This window comes from Rhodovulum iodosum (genome assembly GCF_041020385.1).
GTDB lineage: Bacteria > Pseudomonadota > Alphaproteobacteria > Rhodobacterales > Rhodobacteraceae > Rhodovulum > Rhodovulum iodosum.
Genome location: NZ_JBEHHI010000001.1, coordinates 1,817,888 through 1,836,229, shown reverse-complemented (window position 1 = coordinate 1,836,229; position 18,342 = coordinate 1,817,888). Strand labels below are relative to the sequence as shown.

Below are 18,342 nucleotides of genomic sequence, written 5' to 3'. Positions count from 1 at the left end.
TGCGCTGCACCTGCGAACGCCCTATGTCACCCCAAGCCCGAGACAAGGAGACGATTCATGCCCCATGACGGCCAGGACATGCCCGGCGCCGACAGCGCCCTCCTCCCCGATCTGCTGACGCTGACCAAGGCCGCGCTCGGCCCGGTCGAGACCGTACTCGGCGCCGCCCGCGACGCGATCAAGGCCAAGGTGACCGAGGGCGACCGGGTTTCGGGCCGGCTGATCGAGGCGCACCAGACCGCCACCCACGGGCTTGCGTGGCTGGCCACCTACGCCCAGGCGCTGCAACAGATGCAGGGCTGGGCCGAGCGGCTGAGCGCCGAGGGAAAGTTCGGCGAGATCGAGCAGTTGATCCACCAGATCGCCTTCGGCGAATACCTCTGGCAGATCTACGGCGGCATCCCGATGAGCCAGGGCGAGATCGTGCGCCTGCAGGATATCGGCCTTTCCCAGGATGACCAGCGCGCCCTCATGGCCCGCGAGGTGATGACCCTGACCCAGGGCGGCAACACGCCCGCGGCCCGCGCCCGCCTGGTCGAGCTGATGCAGCAGCAGGCCGCCAACGTCACCGTCGGCGCCACCGGCCTCGACGACGAGCTGGAGATGATCCGCGAGCAGTTCCGCCGCTTTGCCGTCGACCGGGTCGTGCCCAACGCCCACGACTGGCACCTCAAGGACGAGCTGATCCCGATGGAGATCATCGAGGAGATGGCCGAACTGGGCGTCTTCGGCCTGACCATCCCCGAAGAGTACGGCGGGTTCGGCCTGTCCAAGGCCTCGATGTGCGTGGTCTCCGAAGAGCTTTCGCGCGGTTATATCGGCGTGGGCAGCCTCGGCACGCGGTCCGAAATCGCGGCAGAGCTGATCCTGTGCGGCGGCACCGAGGAACAGAAGAGCCACTGGCTGCCCAAGATCGCCGCGGCCGAGATCCTGCCGACCGCCGTCTTCACCGAGCCCAACACCGGCTCCGACCTCGGGTCCTTGCGCACCCGCGCGGTCAAGACGGGCGACGACTACGAGGTAACCGGCAACAAGACCTGGATCACCCACGCCGCGCGCACCCATGTGATGACGCTGCTGGCGCGCACCGACCCCGAGACCACCGACTACAAGGGCCTGTCGATGTTCCTGGCCGAAAAGACGCCGGGCACCGACGAAGATCCGTTCCCGACGCCGGGCATGACCGGCGGCGAGATCGAGGTGCTGGGCTACCGCGGCATGAAGGAATACGAGCTCGGCTTCGACAGGTTCACGGTCAAGGGCGACAACCTGCTCGGCGGGATCGAGGGCCAGGGCTTCAAGCAGCTCATGCAGACCTTCGAAAGCGCGCGCATCCAGACCGCCGCCCGCGCCATCGGCGTGGCCCAGTCGGCGCTCGACGTGGCGATGCAATACGCGCAGGACCGCAAGCAGTTCGGCAAGGCGCTGATCGCCTTCCCCCGCGTCGCCGACAAGCTGGCGATGATGGCGGTTGAAATCATGCTGGCCCGGCAACTGACCTATTTCGCGGCCTGGGAAAAAGACCACGACCAGCGCTGCGACCTCGAGGCCGGCATGGCGAAACTGCTGGGCGCCCGCGTCGCCTGGGCCGCGGCCGACAACGGGTTGCAGATCCACGGCGGCAACGGCTTCGCGCTGGAATACAGCATCAGCCGCATCCTCTGCGACGCGCGCATCCTGAACATCTTCGAGGGCGCGGCCGAGATCCAGGCCCAGGTGATCGCAAGGCGGCTCCTCGGCTGACCATTGGCAAGCGGCGTCCGGTGGACGCCGCCCTCGGCCGCACGCCGAGATTCAGGGTCGGGTGATTGCGCGGCGGCGGCCGGGCTGACCCCGCGCCGCCGCGCTCAGCCCGGCCAGTTGGTCAGCCGGATATCCACCTCGGCCCAGTCCAGCCCCCCGTCCGGGGCCTGGCGCATCGGCTGCGACAGGATCTTCAGCTCTGATATCCCCAGCGCCGGCAGGTCATGGCCCATGGAATGGGCCAGGGGCACCCGCAGCCCCGGCCGCGGGTTTTGCCCCGGCCCAATGTCCGACCGCCCCATCTTCAGGTGATGGGCGATGTCCCATTCCTGCACGGCGCCCTCGTGCCGCGTGACAACCCAGCAATGCATGTCCTCGCAGGTGCCGCGTTTCTCGGCCGGAAAGAAATACCCGGTGACATAGCCCGCCTCATAGCCCGCCGCCCGGAGCGCAGCCACGAGATAGGTGTTGATATCGACGCAAGACCCCTCGGTCAGCCCGCAGAGCGCCGGGATCTCGTCATGCCCGTCATAGAACCGCTCTTCCGGGTGGCCATAGCTGAACTGATCCGCGACATGGGTCACGATGGCCGCCAGCCCCGCGGCGCCGCCCCCGGCGGCCGCCTTGATCCCCTCGGCCGCCGCCCCCAGCGCCTCGGCCGCGGTGGTGAAACGGTTCGGCCGATGGGTGAACAACGCCTCTGGGTAGCCCGGCCCGCCCTCGGCAAAGCGCGTGCGAAAGGTCACCGGCCCTGCGGCCCCCTCGGCCACCGCAACCCATTGCCCGGTCGCCGCCTCCGCCGCCAGGGTGGCCTCCGCCCCGACCAGCGCAAAATCCACCGGGCTGTGATGGGGCGTGACCATCCCCATCGGCGCGAAGACGCGCCCCGCGCCGCCCGAAACCGTGACCTCGAGTGTGACCGTCATCGCCGCTCTCCCTTTCGTCGCCCGGCCAGTCTAGCGGCTCCAAGGCACAGAACCGCGACACTCACAGGCTTTGCGCCAGAACCTGCACCAGCCGCCCGCGCGCCGCAGGCACGGGCCGGTCGCCCAGCGCCGGCGCCAGCCAGCTTTCCAGGAAATATCCCGTGGTCTGCAGCCCCTCGACGATCTCCTCGGCCCTGACCGGCCCCTGCCCCAGCAGGCAGGGCGGCAACGGCAGCAGCCGGTCGACCCAGTCGCCGGCCCCCTCCACGCTGACCGCCCGGCCGGTGCGTGGCGAGACATAGGCCAGGTCGTCGCGGCTGCCGGTCACCGCGCAGGCCGACAAATCCAGCCCGAACCCCATCTCCTCCAACAGCGCCATTTCCCACCGCAGATAGGCCAGCGGCCAGGCGTCGGAAAAGGCCAGCAGGTCCAAAAGCGTGATCGACCGGGCATAGAGCGCCGGGTGCGGCTCGCGCTCCGGCAGGCTGAACGCCAGAAGTGCTGTCACCGCGTTCAGCCCCGCCAGTGCCGCCCGGTCGCCCAGCAACGCCCCGGCCCGCCCGCGCAAGGGCTCTACCGTGTAGGCCCCCAGATGCTCTTCCAGCCGCGCCCGCCAGGTCAGGTCGAGCTGCGCACCGGGCTGCAGCACCGCGGCCAGCTTGCGCCCGGCCCCGCCGCGCACCAAGCCCGCATGGCGCCCGTGCTCGGCGGTAAAGACATCGACGATGGCCGCGCTCTCGCCATGGCGCCGCACGCTCAACACCGCTCCCTCGTCGCGCCACTCGATCACACCTGCGCCCCGCCCCTGCTTCTTCTTGGCGAAAATACCCAAAACCGGCGGCAAAAGTCACGCAAGGCCGGGCTCGTCGAGCAGATGCCGCCCGGCGCGGTCCTCGACCTCGACCACCCAGAGATCGGGGTCGAAGCCGCGCTGGCGCGCGATGGCGGCGTCCACGTCGGCCTCGTCTCCCGCGGCCAGTTCCAGCCACACCCTTTCGCCGCTGGCCAGGTCGAAACTGCGCGAATAGGCCCGCGCCCTGCCGTCCAGCGTGTTGAGCTTGACCAGAACCGCGCCGGCGGTGTCGTCGCCATGGGCGACGACGAAGGCCGGGATATCGGCCAGGCGCAGACGCGCCAGATAGGCCTTGACCCAGAACTCGGCGGTCAGCCGCATTGCCGCTCTCCCCGCTGGCCGCCGCCGCTGAGCGTGTTACATTGCCAAGATGAGACCAGCGCGAAAGGCCCGCAGATGACCGACGACACCGCCCCCAAGGCCGATAAAAGCCGCCCCCTGCTGCCACCCTTTTCCATGCCCGTGATCATCGCCGCCATCCTGCTGGACATCATCGTCTATGCCGGTTTTTCGCGGAACGGGTTTTTCGTCACGCTGATGCTGATCACCAATATCGGGGTCTGCGCGATCGCCTATTTTGCGATCCTGCGTTATTTCGAAAACCGGATACTCCCCGATCAGGATCAGTCACCCTCGCGGAAATCCAGCCCCATTTCCGAGTAACGCTCGGCCTCGTCCAGCCAGCCCGGCCGCACCTTGACCTGCAGGAACAGGTGCACCGGGCGGCCCAGAAACTCGGCGATCTCGGCGCGTGCCGCCTGGCTGATGGCCTTGATCGTCTCGCCCTTGTGGCCCAGCACGATGCCCTTGTGCCCGTCGCGGGCGACATAGATCATCTGGTCGATGCGGGTCGAGCCGTCCTTGCGGTCGTCCCAGCCTTCGGTCTCGACGGTCAGCTGGTAGGGCAGTTCCTGATGCAGCCGCAGCGTCAGTTTCTCCCGCGTGATCTCGGCCGCGATCATCCGCATCGGCAGGTCCGCGATCTGGTCCTCGGGGTAGAGCCAGGGCCCCTCGGGCAGGGTCTCGGCCAGCCACCCGCGCAGGTCGTCCACCCCGTGCCCCTTTTCGGCAGAGATCATGAAGGTCTTCGCAAACGGGTAGGCCTCGTTCAACTCCGCCGACAGCGCCAGCAGCGTCTCGGCCTTGACCCGGTCGATCTTGTTGATCGCCAGCGCCACGGTCCGGCCCTCGGCCACCCGCTCTTTCAGCGCGTCCAGGATCGCGCCCACCCCCTCGGTCAGCCCGCGATGCGCCTCGACCAGCAGCACCACGATATCGGCATCCGCCGCGCCCCCCCAGGCCGCGGCGACCATCGCCCGGTCAAGCCTGCGGCGCGGGCGAAAGAGCCCCGGCGTGTCGACGAAGACGATTTGCGCGTCGCCCTCCATCGCCACGCCGCGAATGCGGGCGCGCGTGGTCTGAACCTTGTGCGTGACGATCGAGACCTTCGCCCCGACCATCCGGTTCAGAAGCGTGGACTTGCCCGCGTTGGGCTCTCCGATCAGGGCAACGAAACCGGCGCGTGTGGTCATGGCCTATCCCAAGCATGCAACAGAGCGCAGGTAATGCATTCCGCAACGCTTGGCCAGCCTTGATCGCGCCGCGCCGGTGCCCGTTGCGGCGCGCAGCGCTCCTGGATCGCCATGAGCCCGGTTTCCGCAGATGCCGCCCAGGATGCCGGCCGCCTCGGCCTCGGTCACGCCGTCTGCGGTAAAGCGGCTGGACCAGGTCACGGTAGAGCCCGCGCCGGACTCCGCCACGGCAAAGGTCGCTTCGTAGTCGGCCACCGGCAGCGGGCTTTCGACGATCTCGTAGCGATAGCCGGTCGCGCCGCCCTTATCGGCGTAAAGCTCAAGAATTTCCGCGCCGTCATCTGCCATGAGACGGCGGTGGCGCGCGCCCTCGATCTCCTCTTCCTCACAGCTTGCCAGCCGAAGATAACGGTCCGCGATGGCGCAGAACCCACCGATCTCTTCCCAAAGGGCCGCGGGGGCCATGCCCGAAAGGGTCCCTGCACGGGATGCGTATTGCACAGCTCGGCGATGACTGCGCCGGTGCCGCCGCTCAGCCCAAAAGCCGCGCCAGAAGCGCGCGCGCCGCCGCCTGCTCGGCCTGCCGCTTCGACCCGGCGGTGGCGCATTCCTCCTCGCCGTTGTCCAACCGCGCCGTGATGGTAAAGACCGGGGCATGGTCGGGCCCCTCGCGGGACGTCTCGGTATAGCTGGGCGGCGGCAGGCCGCGCGCCTGGGCCCATTCCTGCAGCGCCGTCTTGGCGTCGCGCGCATCCGCCTCGACCGCGTCGATGCGCGTGCCCCAGAGGCGCAGAACCATGTCGCGCGCCGTCTCGAACCCGGCATCCAGATAGACCGCGGCGATCACCGCCTCCATCGCATCGGCCAAGAGCGCGGCCTTGCGCCGCCCGCCAGATTTCATCTCCGACCGGCCGAGTTTCAGCACCTCGCCGAGGCCGATCTCGGTCGCCACGTCGGCACAGGCCTCGCGGCGGACCAGCGCGTTGAACCGCGGGGCAAGCTGCCCCTCGGCGGCGGCCGTATCGGCGACCAGCAGCGCCTCGGCCATCACAAGGCCGAGCACCCGGTCGCCGAGAAACTCCAGCCGCTGGTTGTCGGAACGCGACGGGGCGGAAAAGGAGGGATGGGTCAGCGCCTCGACCAGAAGTTCCGGCCGGCTGAAGCTGTGCCCCAGCCGCGCGGAAAACCGGGTCAGCTCGGCCGAAAGCTTCACTCGACCGCCTTGAAGAAGCGGTCCGCCCGCCATGTCCAGAGGAAGAACAGCGACCGCCCGCCGGACGAGAACATGATCCGGTCGGCGCGCCCGATCAGGTTTTCCGCCGGCACGAACCCGACGCCGCCATTGGCGCGCGAATAGCGGCTGTCCTGGCTGTTGTCGCGGTTGTCGCCCATGAAGAAGTAATGCCCCTCGGGCACTGAAAAGACCGGCGTGTTGTCGGAAAAGAACCCGTCGCGGATGTTCAGCACGCTGTGGCTGACGCCGTTGGGCAGCGTCTCGATAGAGCGCGGCTTGGTGCAGGTGCCGCCCTCGCCCACAGGCGCGTTCTCGCATTGCGGGAAATAGCCGACCGGGCCCTGCTTGCGGTACTCTTCTTCGAAATCGCCCGCGGGCGTGATCTCGACCGGTTCGCCGTTGATATGCAGCACCCCGTCCTTCATCTGGATGCTGTCACCCGGCAGGCCGATCAGCCGCTTGATGAAATCGGTGCCGTTGACCGGATGGCGGAACACCACGACATCGCCCCGCTCGGGGTCGGAGGCAAGGATGCGCCCGTCGAAGGGGCACAGGCCAAACGGGCAGGAATAGCGCGAATAGCCGTAGGCCATCTTGTTGACGAACAGGAAGTCGCCGATCAGCAGCGTGTCCTTCATGCTGCCCGAGGGGATCCAGAACGGCTGAAAGAACAGCGAGCGGAAGATGCCCGCGATCAGCAGCGCGTAGACCACCGTCTTGATCGTCTCGACGATGCCGTTTTCCTTTTCGCGCTTGGCTGTCATGGGGCCCGATCCTGCCTGTTATTGCCCTCGCTTCATGATCGGGCGGAAAGGGGCTGTCAAGGCACGCGCCTCAGCCGCCCTGTCGCGCCACCGGCCGCGCCTCGATCACCACGAAGGCCTGCGCCCAGGGGTGGTCGTCGGTCAGCGAGACATGGACGATGGCCTCGTGTCCCGGCGGCGTCATCGCCGCCAGCCGCTCGGCGGCCCAGCCGGTCAGATGCATCACCGGCTGGCCGGTTGCTAGGTTCGCCACCGCCATGTCCTTCCAGGCGATGCCCATCCTCAGTCCGGTGCCCAGCGCCTTGGAACACGCCTCCTTGGCCGCCCAGCGCTTGGCATAGGTCCCCGCCACGTCGGCCCGGCGCTCGGCCTTTCGCTGTTCGACCTCGGTGAAGACGCGATTGCGAAACCGGTCTCCGAACCGCTCCAGCGTGCGGCCGACCCGCTCGATATTGGCCAGGTCGGTGCCGATCCCCAGGATCATGGCTCAGACCTCCAGCACCACGGTGCCCAGCTTCTGCCCGGCCTCGACGGTCTCGTGGGCGCGTGCCGCGTCCGACAGCCCGCCGCCCGGCACCACCGCGTGCGACAGGCGCCCCGCCGCCAGCCAATCGGCCAATTGCGCCGCGCCGGTTGCGTGGGTCTCGGGGTCCAGCTGATAGACGATCAGCATGTGCAGCGTCACGTTCTTGAACATGAACGGGTAGAATTGCAGCACGGGCGCCATGGTCGAGGCCGAGGCGTAGGACGCGATGGTGCCCCCCGGCTTGATCAGCGCAAGGCTGTCATCCTGGTTCGCCGCGAAATCGACCTCGACGATGCGGTCGACGCCGGCACCGCCGGTCTTGTCCATCACCGCCTCGGCGACATCGGTCTCGCGGTAGTTCACCCACTCTTCGGCGCCGGAATGGGCGGCCTTCTCGGCCGAGCTGACGGTGGTGATCACCCTTGCGCGGCCCAGCGCGGCCATCTGGCAGGCGTAGCGCCCGACGCTGCCCGCACCGCCGGTGACAAGCACCGTCTTGCCCGCGATCGGCCCGTCACGGAACAGCGCATACCAAGCGGTCATCGCCGGGATGCCAAGGCAGGCCCCCTCGGCGAAAGACGTGCCGTCGGGCAGGTCGACGGCCTGGTGCGCCGGCAGCGCCACAAGCTCGGCCGCGGTGCCATGCGCGCGCTGCCACGCCGCGTTCCATAGCCACACCCGGCGGCCCAGCCGGGCGGGGTCGACGCCCTCGCCCACAGCCTCGATCACGCCGGCCCCGTCGGAATGCGGAACGATCCGCTTGTATTGCATCTTGGCGCCGGGCCGCAGGCCGGCGCGCAGCTTGACGTCCGAGGGGTTGATGCCCGTGGCGCGCAGGCGCACCAGCACCTCGCCGGGGCCGGGCTGCGGGTCGGGCATCTCGCCATGGACCAGAACGTCGCGCGCAGGGCCGAAGCCCTCGTACCAGACCGCTTTCATCGGAATGCCCCTTCGCTGATCGGCGCGCCGGTTGGCGCGGTCATGGTCGCTTGGCCGGCACAGCGCGCCCCAACAGGCGGACTGCGCGCCGTCGCGGCCCCTCGTTTCGCATCGTCCCGCCAGCCTTTATGCCAGATTCCCGGGCCGGGCAAACCCGGCCCCGCCCGACGGATGGGCAGATCGCGGCGACCTGGGCGGTCAACGGGTCCTTGCGGCATGGCGGGCATTGCACCGTCGGCGCGTCTGCTCTTTGCTGGGCGGCATCGGGAAAGGAACCAAAGATGCCGCTCGAAGACATGGCGAATGCCGCGCTGGAAATGCTGGCCAACGCCCCGGGCGCAAGGAGTGACCCCGAGGGAACCGCCCGCGCGGTCGAGGCCGCGCTGGCCGCCGCGCCCCATGACCTCGACGTGCGGCTCGGCGCCTACCGCTTTTATTTCTACACCCACCGATTCGCCGAGGCCGTGCCGCAGGCCGAAACCATCCTGCGCATCGCCGCGCAACGGCTGAACGTCGCCGCCGACTGGCGCGAGGTCGGGCCTGACGACGCCGAATTCACCGCGGCAAAGACCGCCCCCGGCCTCTACCTTCAGGCGCTGATCGCGCTTGCCTACTGTTACATGCGCCTCGGTGATTTCGAGCGCGGGCAACCCTATCTCGACAAGGCGTTCGAGCTGGACCCGACGGATCGGTTCGCGGCCATCCGGCTGGTCCGCGCGGCGGCCGCGGCCGACGAAGACGACTAGATGCGTCGGCGTCAGGCCCCCGCTTGCCGCGACGACGCCGGTCTCACCCCCGCGCCGCGTCCATCAGCCGGCGCATTTCGGCGATTGCCGGGCCCAGGCCGCGAAAGATCGCCTCGCCGATCAGGAAATGCCCGATATTGAGCTCCATCACCTCGGGGAAGGCCGCGACCGGGACGACGGTGTCGTAAGTCAGCCCGTGGCCGGCATGCACCTCCAGCCCCAGCCCGTGGGCATGGGCCGACATCGCGCGCAGCCGCTCCAGCTCGGCGTCGCGTTCGTCGAACCGGCCCTCGGCATGGAAATCGCAATAGGCGCCCGTGTGCAGTTCGACCACCGCCGCGCCGATCCGGGCGCTGGCCTCGACCTGCGACCGCTCGGCGCCGATGAACAGCGACACCCGGCAGCCGGCCTCGCGCAGGGGCGCGATGAAATCGCCCAGCCGGTTTTCGTCCTGCGCCACGTCGAGCCCGCCCTCGGTGGTGCGCTCTTCGCGCTTTTCGGGCACGATGCAGACCGCGTGGGGCCGGTGCCGAAGGGCGATCGCCTGCATCTCGGCCGTTGCCGCCATTTCGAGGTTGAGAGGTACGGAAAGCCCGCCCATCAGCCCCTCGATATCGGCATCCGAGATATGCCTGCGGTCCTCGCGCAGATGTGCCGTGATGCCGTGGGCGCCCGCCTGCTCGGCCAGCTTCGCCGCGCGCAGCGGGTCGGGATAGGCCGAGCCGCGAGCGTTGCGCACCGTCGCCACGTGGTCGATGTTCACGCCCAGCCGCAGCCCGTCGATCCGTTCCATATCTGCCTGCCCCCTTGGCTTGGTCTTGCCCGGCAAACCTAGGGCGTCCCGGTGGTTTCGTCAGCCTTGGCGACGCCGGTTTTTCCCAGGCGCGCCAGTTTTTGCTTCAACCGCCCGCGCCGGCGGTTCTGGTACGCCTTGATCAATGGCAAGGTGATGTAATAGGCGGCCGTGGCCGTCACCAGGCCGGGCAGGATGCCGCCGATCAGGTAGGGCAGGAACACCTCGTGATAGAACTGCTCCAGCCCCGACCAGTCGGCCGTGGCATCGGTGAAGAGCGCGATGAAGCTGTCCTTGAAATCGCCCGCCGCCCCGGCGAACTTGCCCACCAGAGAGGTGTGCATTTCGGCATCGAACTCGGTGCCCAGCAGGAAATGGCCGGTCTTCAGCGACACCACGCCGATCGGGACATAGGTCAGCGGGTTGCCGAACAGCGTGCCCAGCAGCGCGGCCAGCATGTTGGCGCGCAGCATCCTGGCGACGACCGCGGCAAGGATGAAATGCAGCCCGTAAAATGGCGTGAAGGTCGTCAGAACGCCGGCAAAAACACCGCGGGCGATCTTGTGCGGGGTGTCCGGCAGGCGCCGCACCCGGTGCGTGATGTAGTACAGAGCACGCCCCCATCCGCCACGCGGATAGAGGCTGTGCTGCACGATCTGCACCATGCTGCGCTTGTCGCGGCGCTTGAAAACCACGCCTTGCCAATCCTTCCTTCGGGCCGGTCAGCCGCCGTCGCGGTCCGGGTCCCTGAAACGTTCGATCTCGGCGACGTCGCTTTCCGCCTCCAGAGCCGTCATCACGGTATGGAGATGTTCCACGTCGCGCAGGTCAACGTCGATCAAAAGACGATAGAAATCGGGCTTTTTGTCGACGAAAACCAAGTCCGAGATATTCGCCTTCTGCTCGCCTATCAATGTGCACATGCGCCCTAATACACCCGCATCGTTGCGAATGGTCACAACCAGTCCCACCGTGTGCACCGCCGGGTGCTTGCCCGAATGCCAGTGCAGGTCGATCCACCGATCCGGCTGGTCTTCATATCGCGCCAGCGCGGCGCAGTCGATGGCATGAACGACCACCCCGCGGCCGCGATAGGTTATCCCCACGATCCGTTCCCCCGGCACCGGCTGACAGCAGCGCGCCCGAGAGAAAGACTGGTCCGGCGACAGGCCCACCACCGCGCGGTCGAGGTCGATCTCGTCGCCGCTGCTGCTGGCCAGTTCGGGGTAGAGCGTCTCGACCACGTCCGAGGCGCGCAACTCGGCGCTGCCGAGCCGTGCCAGCACTTCCGAGGCGTCGGTCAGGCCCAGCGTCTTCGCCGCGGTCTTGAGCGCCTTGTCGGTGGCCTTCTTGCCCAGATGCTCGAAGGCCACACGGGCCAGTTCGCGGCCAAGCTTGATATAGCGTTCGCGGTCCTCTTCGCGCAGCGACTTGCGGATCGCGGCCTTGGCCCGGCCGGTGACGACGATGTCGATCCAGGTCGCCTGGGGGCGCTGCCCCTCTGCGGTGATGATCTCGACCGATTGCCCGTTCTTCAGCCGCGTCCACAGCGGCACGCGTATGCCGTCGACCTTTGCGCCGACGCAGCTGTCGCCGATCCGGGTGTGGATGGCATAGGCATAATCCAGTGGCGTCGCGCCCCGGGGCAGCTTGACCACGTCGCCCTTGGGCGTGAAGCAGAACACCTGGTCGGAATACATCTCCAGCTTGACGTGCTCGAGAAACTCGTCGTGGTCGTCAGCGCTCTCGAAACGTTCGGTGAGCGAGGCCAGCCACTTGGCCGGGTCCACGGCGAACGGGTTTCCCGCGCGCACGCCGTCGCGGTACGACCAGTGGGCGGCAACCCCGGACTCGGCCACCTCGTGCATCTCGCGGGTGCGGATCTGCACCTCGACGCGCTTGCCGTCGCGGCCCGACACGGTGGTCTGGATCGACCGGTAGCCGTTCGATTTCGGCTGGCTGATATAATCCTTGAACCGGCCCGGCACCGCGCGCCAGCGGCGGTGGATCGCGCCCAGCACCCGGTAACAGTCACTCTCGCTCAAGGTGATGACGCGAAAGCCGTAGATGTCCGACAGCCGGGAAAAGCCCTGCTGCTTTTCCTCCATCTTGCGCCAGATGGAATAGGGCTTCTTGGCGCGGCCGAACACCTCGGCCTCGACACCCTCGCGTTGCAGTTCGGTGCGGATGTCATGGGTGATCTGGTGCACCACATCGCCGGTTTCGCGCTGCAACGTGATGAACCGGCGGATGATCGAGCTGCGCGCCTCGGGGTTCAGAACGCGGAAGGCCAGGTCCTCCAGCTCTTCACGCATCCACTGCATACCCATGCGGCCGGCAAGCGGCGCGTAGATGTCCATCGTCTCGTGGCTCTTGCGTACCTGTTTCTCATGCGGCAGCGAGCGGATCGTGCGCATGTTGTGCAGCCGGTCGGCGAGTTTCACCAGGATCACCCGCAGATCCTTGGACATCGCCATGAAGAGCTTGCGAAAGTTTTCGGCCTGTTTGGTTTCCGACGAGGCCAGCTCGAGATTGGTCAGCTTGGTCACCCCGTCGACCAGCTCGGCGATCTCCTCGCCGAACTCGCAGGCGACCTCGCCATAGGTCGACTTGGTGTCCTCGATCGTGTCGTGCAGCAGCGCGGTGATGATGGTCGCATCGTCGAGCCGCTGCTCGGTCAGCAGGGCGGCGACGGCGACGGGATGGGTGAAATAGGGCTCTCCCGAGCGGCGGAACTGCCCCCGGTGCATCGCGTGCCCGTAATCGTAGGCACGGCGGATCAGGTCTGCATCTGTCCGGGGGTTGTAGTTGCGGACCAGCGCGATCAGGTCTTCGACGTCGATCATCCGCTCCGCATTTCCCCCGACTCAGCCGCTCAGCGTTGGCCCTGCGCTTCCATAAGGGCGCGCAGCAGTTTCTCTTCGGACATGTCCTCTTCGGCCGGCTTGTCGACCTCGCCGCCCATCAGAAGCGCCATAGAGTCCTCTTCGGGCTCGTCCACCTCGATCTGGGTCTGGTTCGCCTCGATCATCCGCTCGCGCAGATCGTCGGCCAGTTGGGTTTCCTCGGCGATCTCGCGCAGCGCCACGACGGGGTTCTTGTCGTTGTCGCGGTCCACGGTCAGCGGTGCCCCGGAGGTCACCTCGCGGGCCCGATGGGCGGCAAGCATCACCAGCTCGAACCTGTTGGGAACCTTGTCAACGCAATCTTCTACCGTCACGCGGGCCATGGGACACTCCAATCCATTGGGAAGAAGGAACCCTTGTTTTAAGAACGCGCAAGCCTATTGACAAGGGCGAAAACCGGTCAAAGGCGCATCATAGCGGGCGAATTGCCGCCTTTTCCGCCTCAGGAAGCGCATCGCGCAGCTCGGCGGCGCTGCGGCCCAGCAGCGGATGGCGCCAATCGGGGGCGATCTCGGCCAGGGGCACCAGCACGAAGGCGCGATCCTGCAACCTGGGATGGGGCAGAATCAGCTCGTCCGGCGCCAGGCGGCGCTGATCTTCCGGCGGCAAGGACCGCCAGCGCGCCTGGGTTTCGGGGGCGGGATGCACCTGCCCGCCGAAATCGAGCAGGTCCAGATCGAGACTCCGCGGCGCCCAGCGCGTCCGGCGGGCGCGACCGAACGACGCTTCAACCGCATGCAAATGCTGGAGAAGCGCCTCCGCCGACAGCGTGGTGACCAGCTGCGCACAGGCATTTACGAAATCCGGCCCGGTCCCGGGCGGATGGCACGGGGTCAGGAAAAGTTGGCTTTTTCGCACCACACGAACCGATTCGGTTTCCAGCGCAGCCAGAGCCGCGCCAATTGTTTTTCGTGGCGTTCCGGCGTGTGAAGCCACATTCGATCCAAGGGCGATAAATGAAATTGTGTCTCTTTCGTGACATTTGGCCTCTTGCGGCATATTCTTATTTCTCTACATTTCGAGGGGTTTCGCAGCGTTTTTCTCAGTAGCGATCACTCAGCTGCATTTACACACTCACGGACGACAGGCTGCGAAGCGCATTACCGAAGGGAAATTAGATGTTCTACAGAGACGAACGGCTGGCGCTGTTCATCGACGGATCGAATCTCTATGCGGCGGCCAAGGCGCTTGGGTTCGACATCGACTATAAACTCTTGCGCCAGGAATTCATGAGGCGCGGCAAACTGTTGCGCGCCTTCTACTACACGGCCCTGCTGGAAAACGACGACTACTCGCCGATCCGTCCGCTGGTCGACTGGCTGCACTATAACGGGTTCTCCATGGTCACCAAACCGGCCAAGGAATACACCGACAGCCAGGGCAGGCGTAAGGTCAAGGGCAACATGGATATCGAGCTGACGGTCGATGCCATGGAGCTTGCGCCGCGGATCGATCATATCGTGCTGTTCTCCGGCGACGGCGACTTTCGTCCGTTGGTTGAGAGCCTGCAGCGCCAGGGCGTGCGAGTCTCGGTGGTTTCGACGATCCGCAGTCAGCCCCCGATGATCGCCGACGAGCTGCGCCGCCAGGCCGATAATTTCATCGAGCTCGACGAGCTGAAAGAGGTGATCGGACGCCCGCCGCGCGAACCGCGGCCGGAGCCGCGGCACGAGCCGCAGGCCGAATACGCCGACGAATGATCATCGCACCAGCCGGGGCGCGCGGCGCCCCGGCAAACGCTTGCCGCGCGCCGCGCCGGCACCAGATCAGCAGGGCAGATGCCCCCGCTTGCCGAAATCGCCCAGCTCGTCACGCTCTTCGCCGCCGCCTTTGGCGCGGCGACCTTCCTGCCGTTCCAGTCGGAAGTGGTCTTCGTCGCGCTGCAACTGGCGGGCGAGATCGGCCTGCCCGCGCTGATCGTCGTGGCCAGCATCGGCAACACGCTGGGCGCGGTGGTCAATTACGTCATGGGCCGCTGGATCGAGCATTTTCGCCATCGCCGCTGGTTTCCCGCCACCGAGGCGCAGCTCGAACGCGCCCAGCGCTGGTACGGCCGCTGGGGCGTCTGGACGCTGTTGCTCAGCTGGGCGCCCTTCGGCGACCCGATCACGCTGGTCGCCGGGCTGATGCGCACGCGGTTCGCACTGTTTCTCGCGCTTGTCACGCTGGCCAAGACCGGCCGATTTGTCGCGCTCGCCTGGATCACATCGCAGGCCGGGGGCTAGACGCGACAGGCGCTTGGGCGTAGCTCTAGGCCAACCGGAGGTGTGACATGACCAAGCCCCCCCTGACCCTTTACCTCGCCGCGCCGCGCGGCTTTTGCGCGGGCGTCGACCGTGCGATCAAGATCGTCGAGATGGCTCTGCAAAAGTGGGGCCCGCCGGTCTATGTGCGCCATGAAATCGTGCACAACAAATTCGTTGTGGACGGCCTGCGCGAGAAGGGCGCGGTCTTCGTCGAAGAGCTGGACGAGTGCCCGCTGGACCGGCCGGTGATCTTTTCCGCCCATGGCGTGCCGAAATCGGTGCCGGCCGAGGCCGAGCGGCGTCACATGGTCTATGTCGACGCCACCTGCCCGCTGGTGTCCAAGGTCCATCTCGAGGCCGCGCGCCACAACGAGAACGGCAAGCAGATGGTGATGATCGGCCACAAGGGCCACCCCGAGACCATCGGCACCATGGGCCAGCTGCCCGAGGGCGAGGTCCTGCTGGTCGAAACCCCCGCCGACGTGGCCCATCTCGAGGTGCGCGACCCCGACAAGCTGGCCTATATCACCCAGACCACCCTGTCGATCGACGACACGGCCGAAGTGGTCAGGGCGCTGCAGGCGCGGTTCCCGGCGATCGAGGGCCCGCACAAGGAAGACATCTGCTACGCCACCACCAACCGCCAGGGCGCGGTCAAGACGGTGGCGCCCAAGGTGCAGGCGCTCTTGGTGATCGGCGCACCGAACTCGTCGAACTCGCGCCGGCTGGTCGAGGTCGGCGCCAATGCCGGCTGCGAATACGCCCAGCTCATCCAGCGCGCCGACGATATCGACTGGCGCGCGCTGGAAGGCGTCTCGGCCATCGGCCTGACCGCCGGGGCCTCGGCGCCCGACGTGCTGGTCGAGGAGGTCGTGCAGGCCTTCCGCGACCGGTTCGACCTGACGCTGGAAGAGGTGGTAACCGCCGACGAAACGATCCAGTTCCGCCTGCCGCGCATCGTGCGCGAGCCCGCCTGATGATCTCGGCCCAGTTCCTGCTGACCGCCTTGGTCGTGGTGCTGGCCCCGGGAACAGGCGTTGTCTACACGCTGATGCTGTCGCTGGGTCAGGGCCGGCGCGCGGCGCTGCCCGCGGCCCTGGGATGCACCCTCGGCATCGTGCCGCACCTGGCCGCGGCGATCCTGGGGCTGGCGGCGCTGCTGCACAGCTCGGCCTTGCTGTTCCAGATCGTGAAGTTCGCGGGCGTAGCCTACCTGATGTATCTCGCCTGGCAGGCGCTGCGCCATGGCGGCGCGCTGGCCATCGGCGCGCGCAAGGGGCGTGACGGGTTCTGGCGCATCGCCACGCGCGGCGCGCTGATCAACATCCTCAACCCCAAGCTCTCGCTGTTTTTCCTGGCGCTGTTGCCGCCGTTCCTGTCGGGCGACCCGGCCCGCGCGACGGCCGAGATGGTGTTGCTGGGCGCAGTGTTCATGGGCCTCACCCTGGTCATCTTCCTGCTTTATGGCCTCTTCGCCGCCAGCGCCCGCGACCGGTTGCTCGCCAGCGCGCGGGCCATGGCCTGGCTCAACCGCGGCTTTGCCGCGGTTTTCGCCGGCCTCGGGCTGCGCCTCGCGATGGAGAGGGCATGACGCGCGTCCCCCGATCCGCCCTCGTCCTCGGTCTCGCAGGGCTGATCCCCTTCGTCTGGGGCGCGGCCACGATCGCCCTGCCCAGGCTCGCCGATTTCGGCACCGAGACGCTGGGCCCGCGATTCGCCGGGATCTACGTGCTCAATTTCTATGGTGCGGTGATCCTGTCGTTCATGTCCGGCGTTCTCTGGGGCTTTTCCACGCGGGCCGAGGGGGCCAAGGCCGGCGCGGGCTATGCGCTGTCGGTGATCCCGGCGCTTTGGGCGTTTTTCATGGTTGGCGGCGGGGCCGAAAGCTCGATCAAGGCGCTGATTGCGGGCTATCTGGGGCTTTTGGCGCTCGATATTCTTTTCTGGGCGATGCGGCTCGCGCCGCGCTGGTGGCTGGCCCTGCGCCTGCCGCTGACCGCCATCGTGGTCGCCTCGCTGGCGGTCGCTCTGCTGTGAGCGGGCCGGACCGCGAAACGCTCGCCATCTACGGCGCGCGGGCGGCGGAGTATGCCACCCATGACCGCGGCGCCGGGACCGCCGGGCGTCTCGCGCGTTTCATCGCAGCCCTGCCCGAGGGCGGCACCGCGCTCGACCTGGGCTGCGGGCCGGGCTGGGCCGCGGCAGAGATGGTCCGCGCCGGGCTGGACGTGACCGCGATGGATGCAAGCCCCGCGATGGCAGCCCAGGCACAGGCCCAGTACGGGCTGGAGGTGCGCGTGGCGCCCTTCGAGGCGCTGGACGAGGAGGCCGCCTATGACGGCGTCTGGGCCCATTTCAGCCTGTTGCACGCCCCCCGCGCCGCCTTTGCGGGGCACCTTGCCGCGCTGCGCCGCGCATTGCGCCCGGGCGGCACGCTGGTGATCGCGATGAAGCTGGGCGAGGGCGAAGGGCGTGACCGGCTGGGGCGGTTTTACACCTACTATTCCCGCGACGCGCTGGAGCGGCACCTGAGCGAGGCGGGCTTTGACGTGGACACGGTCGAGGTCGCGCCCAGCGTGGGCTTTGACGGCACGCCGGGCGAGGTGGCGGTGATCTTCGCCCATGGCTGAGCTTTTCGCCTATACAGACGGCGCGTGCAGCGGCAACCCGGGCCCCGGCGGCTGGGGCGTGCTGCTGCAGGCGAAGGAGGGCGAGAGCGTGGTCAAGGAACGCACGCTGAACGGCGGCGAGGCGCAGACCACCAACAATCGTATGGAACTGCTGGCCGCGATCAACGCGCTGGAGAGCCTGAGCCGGCCCTCGGCGATCACCGTGGTCACCGACAGCGCCTACGTGAAGAACGGCGTGACCGGCTGGATTCACGGCTGGAAGCGCAACGGCTGGAAGACCTCGACCAAGAAGCCGGTGAAAAATGCCGAGTTGTGGCGCCGGCTGGACGCGGCCCAGGCCCGCCACCGGGTAAGCTGGGAATGGGTCAAGGGCCATGCCGGCCACCCCGAAAACGAGCGCGCCGACGAATTGGCCCGCGAGGGGATGGCGCCCTACAAGGCGGGCTGAGCGCCGGGAGGCACCGCTGGGGGTTTTCCACCCCCAGACCCCCGGAGGATATTTTT

General features: G+C 67.5%; 24 protein-coding genes. 10 read left to right on the top strand and 14 right to left on the bottom strand.

The window, feature by feature from the left end:
• The first annotated feature begins 57 nt into the window (after nt 1-57).
• Complete coding sequence (locus tag Ga0609869_RS08980; RefSeq protein ID WP_125403077.1) at nt 58-1,743, top strand: acyl-CoA dehydrogenase family protein; 1,686 nt, start codon at nt 58-60, stop codon at nt 1,741-1,743.
• Between the two features lie 104 nt (nt 1,744-1,847).
• Here Ga0609869_RS08980 and Ga0609869_RS08975 read toward each other — a convergent pair whose 3' ends face one another.
• The 3 genes from Ga0609869_RS08975 to Ga0609869_RS08965 all read right to left on the bottom strand — a co-directional run bounded on the left by Ga0609869_RS08975 (nt 1,848) and on the right by Ga0609869_RS08965 (nt 3,843).
• Nucleotides 1,848-2,669 (bottom strand): transglutaminase-like domain-containing protein, encoded by an 822-nt coding sequence (locus Ga0609869_RS08975; protein ID WP_125403076.1) that lies wholly within the window; start codon nt 2,667-2,669, stop codon nt 1,848-1,850.
• Nucleotides 2,670-2,730: 61 nt separating this feature from the next.
• Nucleotides 2,731-3,456: a DNA repair protein RecO gene (recO, locus tag Ga0609869_RS08970; protein ID WP_125403094.1), complete on the bottom strand. Its 726-nt coding sequence runs from the start codon at nt 3,454-3,456 to the stop codon at nt 2,731-2,733.
• Between the two features lie 60 nt (nt 3,457-3,516).
• Entirely contained in the window at nt 3,517-3,843 is a 327-nt protein-coding gene (locus Ga0609869_RS08965) for a DUF1491 family protein (RefSeq protein WP_125403075.1), read from the bottom strand.
• A 75-nt stretch (nt 3,844-3,918) separates the two neighbouring features.
• On the opposite strand from Ga0609869_RS08965, the gene Ga0609869_RS08960 reads away from it, so the two are divergent.
• Nucleotides 3,919-4,185, top strand: a complete 267-nt coding sequence (locus Ga0609869_RS08960) for a hypothetical protein (RefSeq protein ID WP_125403074.1) — start codon at nt 3,919-3,921, stop codon at nt 4,183-4,185.
• Here the strand turns inward: Ga0609869_RS08960 and era are convergent.
• The 6 genes from era to Ga0609869_RS08930 all read right to left on the bottom strand — a co-directional run bounded on the left by era (nt 4,146) and on the right by Ga0609869_RS08930 (nt 8,517).
• Nucleotides 4,146-5,054 carry a GTPase Era gene (gene era, locus Ga0609869_RS08955; protein WP_125403073.1) on the bottom strand — a complete coding sequence of 303 codons (909 nt, stop codon included), beginning with the start codon at nt 5,052-5,054 and terminating at the stop codon, nt 4,146-4,148. The two genes, Ga0609869_RS08960 and era, sit on opposite strands and share 40 nt — an antisense overlap.
• Nucleotides 5,055-5,057: 3 nt before the next feature.
• Nucleotides 5,058-5,519 carry an SRPBCC family protein gene (locus Ga0609869_RS08950; protein WP_125403072.1) on the bottom strand — a complete coding sequence of 154 codons (462 nt, stop codon included), beginning with the start codon at nt 5,517-5,519 and terminating at the stop codon, nt 5,058-5,060.
• Nucleotides 5,520-5,586: 67 nt separating this feature from the next.
• Nucleotides 5,587-6,267, bottom strand: coding sequence for a ribonuclease III (gene rnc / locus Ga0609869_RS08945; protein WP_125403071.1), 681 nt, complete (start codon nt 6,265-6,267; stop codon nt 5,587-5,589).
• Nucleotides 6,264-7,052 carry a signal peptidase I gene (lepB, locus tag Ga0609869_RS08940; RefSeq protein WP_125403070.1) on the bottom strand — a complete coding sequence of 263 codons (789 nt, stop codon included), beginning with the start codon at nt 7,050-7,052 and terminating at the stop codon, nt 6,264-6,266. The genes rnc and lepB overlap by 4 nt, the downstream gene beginning before the upstream one ends.
• A 70-nt stretch (nt 7,053-7,122) precedes the next feature.
• The gene (gene acpS / locus Ga0609869_RS08935) at nt 7,123-7,536 is read right to left on the bottom strand and encodes a holo-ACP synthase (RefSeq protein ID WP_125403069.1); all 414 of its coding nucleotides are present in this window, start codon (nt 7,534-7,536) and stop codon (nt 7,123-7,125) included.
• A gap of 3 nt (nt 7,537-7,539) precedes the next feature.
• The gene (locus tag Ga0609869_RS08930) at nt 7,540-8,517 is read right to left on the bottom strand and encodes an NADPH:quinone reductase (RefSeq protein ID WP_125403068.1); all 978 of its coding nucleotides are present in this window, start codon (nt 8,515-8,517) and stop codon (nt 7,540-7,542) included.
• 281 nt (nt 8,518-8,798) lie between these two features.
• Here Ga0609869_RS08930 and Ga0609869_RS08925 point away from each other — a divergent pair, with 281 nt between their 5' ends.
• Nucleotides 8,799-9,263 (top strand): tetratricopeptide repeat protein, encoded by a 465-nt coding sequence (locus tag Ga0609869_RS08925; RefSeq protein WP_170168733.1) that lies wholly within the window; start codon nt 8,799-8,801, stop codon nt 9,261-9,263.
• Nucleotides 9,264-9,306: 43 nt separating this feature from the next.
• Here the strand turns inward: Ga0609869_RS08925 and Ga0609869_RS08920 are convergent, their stop codons facing one another.
• The 5 genes from Ga0609869_RS08920 to folK all read right to left on the bottom strand — a co-directional run bounded on the left by Ga0609869_RS08920 (nt 9,307) and on the right by folK (nt 13,961).
• Entirely contained in the window at nt 9,307-10,056 is a 750-nt protein-coding gene (locus tag Ga0609869_RS08920) for a pyridoxine 5'-phosphate synthase (protein ID WP_125403066.1), read from the bottom strand.
• Between the two features lie 38 nt (nt 10,057-10,094).
• Complete coding sequence (locus tag Ga0609869_RS08915) at nt 10,095-10,751, bottom strand: DUF2062 domain-containing protein (RefSeq protein ID WP_125403065.1); 657 nt, start codon at nt 10,749-10,751, stop codon at nt 10,095-10,097.
• A gap of 27 nt (nt 10,752-10,778) precedes the next feature.
• Nucleotides 10,779-12,902, bottom strand: a complete 2,124-nt coding sequence (locus tag Ga0609869_RS08910) for a RelA/SpoT family protein (RefSeq protein ID WP_125403064.1) — start codon at nt 12,900-12,902, stop codon at nt 10,779-10,781.
• 29 nt (nt 12,903-12,931) lie between these two features.
• Complete coding sequence (gene rpoZ, locus Ga0609869_RS08905; protein ID WP_125403063.1) at nt 12,932-13,285, bottom strand: DNA-directed RNA polymerase subunit omega; 354 nt, start codon at nt 13,283-13,285, stop codon at nt 12,932-12,934.
• An 88-nt stretch (nt 13,286-13,373) separates the two neighbouring features.
• Nucleotides 13,374-13,961, bottom strand: a complete 588-nt coding sequence (folK, locus tag Ga0609869_RS08900) for a 2-amino-4-hydroxy-6-hydroxymethyldihydropteridine diphosphokinase (RefSeq protein WP_125403062.1) — start codon at nt 13,959-13,961, stop codon at nt 13,374-13,376.
• 119 nt (nt 13,962-14,080) lie between these two features.
• Here folK and Ga0609869_RS08895 point away from each other — a divergent pair, with 119 nt between their 5' ends.
• The 7 genes from Ga0609869_RS08895 to rnhA all read left to right on the top strand — a co-directional run bounded on the left by Ga0609869_RS08895 (nt 14,081) and on the right by rnhA (nt 18,286).
• Entirely contained in the window at nt 14,081-14,662 is a 582-nt protein-coding gene (locus Ga0609869_RS08895) for a LabA-like NYN domain-containing protein (protein ID WP_125403061.1), read from the top strand.
• Between the two features lie 78 nt (nt 14,663-14,740).
• Entirely contained in the window at nt 14,741-15,187 is a 447-nt protein-coding gene (locus tag Ga0609869_RS08890) for a YqaA family protein (RefSeq protein WP_125403060.1), read from the top strand.
• Nucleotides 15,188-15,234: 47 nt separating this feature from the next.
• A complete protein-coding gene (gene ispH / locus Ga0609869_RS08885) occupies nt 15,235-16,185 on the top strand; it encodes a 4-hydroxy-3-methylbut-2-enyl diphosphate reductase (protein ID WP_125403059.1) in 951 nt (316 codons plus the stop codon).
• Nucleotides 16,185-16,799, top strand: a complete 615-nt coding sequence (locus Ga0609869_RS08880; RefSeq protein ID WP_125403058.1) for a LysE family translocator — start codon at nt 16,185-16,187, stop codon at nt 16,797-16,799. Before ispH ends, Ga0609869_RS08880 begins: the two co-directional genes overlap by 1 nt.
• Nucleotides 16,796-17,245 (top strand): DUF3429 domain-containing protein, encoded by a 450-nt coding sequence (locus tag Ga0609869_RS08875; protein WP_125403057.1) that lies wholly within the window; start codon nt 16,796-16,798, stop codon nt 17,243-17,245. The genes Ga0609869_RS08880 and Ga0609869_RS08875 overlap by 4 nt, the downstream gene beginning before the upstream one ends.
• Nucleotides 17,242-17,838 (top strand): class I SAM-dependent methyltransferase, encoded by a 597-nt coding sequence (locus tag Ga0609869_RS08870; RefSeq protein WP_125403056.1) that lies wholly within the window; start codon nt 17,242-17,244, stop codon nt 17,836-17,838. The genes Ga0609869_RS08875 and Ga0609869_RS08870 overlap by 4 nt, the downstream gene beginning before the upstream one ends.
• A complete protein-coding gene (gene rnhA, locus Ga0609869_RS08865) occupies nt 17,831-18,286 on the top strand; it encodes a ribonuclease HI (protein WP_125403055.1) in 456 nt (151 codons plus the stop codon). The genes Ga0609869_RS08870 and rnhA overlap by 8 nt, the downstream gene beginning before the upstream one ends.
• Nucleotides 18,287-18,342: the final 56 nt, after the last annotated feature.